Consider the following 2161-nt stretch of genomic DNA (forward strand, 5'->3'; position numbering starts at 1 on the left):
ATCAAACTTTGATTAACATAGCCTAATTAACGCTAAATAAACCCCAAAATAAACGCTTGTTTTTAAAAATTTGTTTCAATATGAAATACTAATCCCTTGTAAAAGCGTTAAATTTCAAAAAACAAACAAACAACCCCCTTAAATTGTATAATAAAGGCGCTATAAACTAAAAAGATGTAACCATGAGAAAACTATTCATCCCACTTTTATTATTCAGCGCTTTAGAAGCGAACGAGAAAAATGGCTTTTTCATAGAAGCCGGCTTTGAAACCGGGCTATTAGAAGGCACGCAAACGCAAGAAAAAGGACACACCACCACAAAAAACACTTACGCAACTTATAATTATTTACCCACAGACACGATTTTAAAAAGAGCGGCTAATTTATTCACAGACGCTAAATCCATATCACAATTAAATTTCTCATCTTTATCTCCTGTTAAAGTGTTGTATATTGGTGGTAAATTAACTATAGAAAATTTCCTACCTTATAATCTAAGCAATGTGAAGCTTAGTTTTAAAGACGCTCAAGGCAATGCGATCGATCTAGGGGTGATAGAGACTATCCCCAAACACTCTAAGATTGTTTTGCCTGGAGAGGCATTTGATAGCCTAAAAGAGGCGTTTGATAAAATTGGCCCCTATACTTTCTTTCTTCCAAAATTTGAAGCCACTAGCACTTCTATTTCTGACGCTAACACGCAAAGGGTGTTTGAAACGCTCAATAAGATTAAGACAAATCTGATAATGAAATATAGTAATAAAAATCCAAACAATTTCAACACTTGTCCTTACAATAATAATGGTAATACAAAAAATGATTGTTGGCAAAATTTCACCCCACAAACCGCAGAAGAATTCACCAATTTAATGTTGAACATGATCGCTGTCTTAAACTCCCAATCTTGGGGCGATGCGATCTTAAACGCTCCTTTTGAATTCACTAACAGCTCAACAGATTGCGATAATGATCCTTCAAAATGCGTAAATCCCGGAGTAAATGGGCGTGTTGATACTAAAGTCGATCAACAATATATACTCAACAAACAAGGTATTATTAATAATTTTAGAAAAAAAATAGAAATTGATGCGGTTGTTTTAAAAAATTCAGGGGTTGTAGGGTTAGCCAATGGGTATGGTAATGATGGTGAATATGGCACATTAGGAGTAGAAGCCTATGCTTTAGAACCCCAGAAACTCTTTGGCAATGACCTTAAGACTATCAATTTGGCTGATTTAAGAACCATCTTGCATGAATTCAGCCACACCAAAGGTTATGGGCATAATGGGAACATGACTTATCAAAGGGTGCCAACCGGTCAAAATGAAAATGGCAAACCAAAAGATTCTGATGGCCTCCCTTATAATGTGTGTTCGCTTTATGGGGGTCAAGGTCAGAGCGCTTTCCCTAGCAACTACCCTAATTCCATCTATCACAATTGTGCGGATGTCCCAGCTGGCTTTTTAGGGGTAACAGCAGCGGTTTGGCAACAGCTTATTAATCAAAACGCTTTACCCATCAATTACGCTAATTTGAGCGCTCAAACAAACTACAATTTAAACGCTAGTTTGAACACGCAAGATTTAGCCAATTCCATGCTCAGCACCATTCAAAAAACCTTTGTCACTTCTAGCGTTACCAACCACTATTTTTCAAGCGCTTCGCAGAGTTTTAGAAGCCCTATTTTAGGGGTTAACGCTAAAATAGGCTATCAAAATTACTTTAATGATTTCATAGGGTTGGCTTATTATGGCATTATCAAATACAACTATTCTAAAGCCCTTAATCAAAAATTCCAGCAATTGAGCTATGGTGGGGGGATAGATTTGTTGGTGGATTTCATCACCACTTACTCTAATAAAAATAGCCCTACAGGCGTTCAAAGGAATTTTTCATCATCTTTTGGTATCTTTGGTGGGTTAAGGGGCTTGTATAACAGCTATTATGTGTTAAACAAAGTCAAAGGGAGCGGTAATTTAGATGTGGCTACTGGGTTGAATTACCGCTATAAGCATTCTAAATATTCTGTAGGGATTAGCATCCCTTTGATCCAAAGAAAAGCTAGCGTTGTTTCTAGTGGTGGCGATTACACGAACTCTTTTGTTTTTAATGAAGGGGCTAGCCATTTTAAGGTGTTTTTTAATTATGGGTGGGTGTTTTA

At 36.7% G+C, this 2161-nt stretch carries 1 protein-coding gene; it reads left to right on the forward strand.

The genetic code is table 11. From position 1 onward, the window contains the following. Nucleotides 1-182 precede the first annotated feature (182 nt). On the forward strand, nucleotides 183-2161 hold a 1979-nt coding region (locus I6852_RS07840; protein ID WP_197292077.1), incomplete at its 3' end, for a porin family protein.

The organism is Helicobacter pylori (assembly GCF_015904775.1).
GTDB classification, from domain to species: Bacteria; Campylobacterota; Campylobacteria; order Campylobacterales; family Helicobacteraceae; genus Helicobacter; species Helicobacter pylori_DM.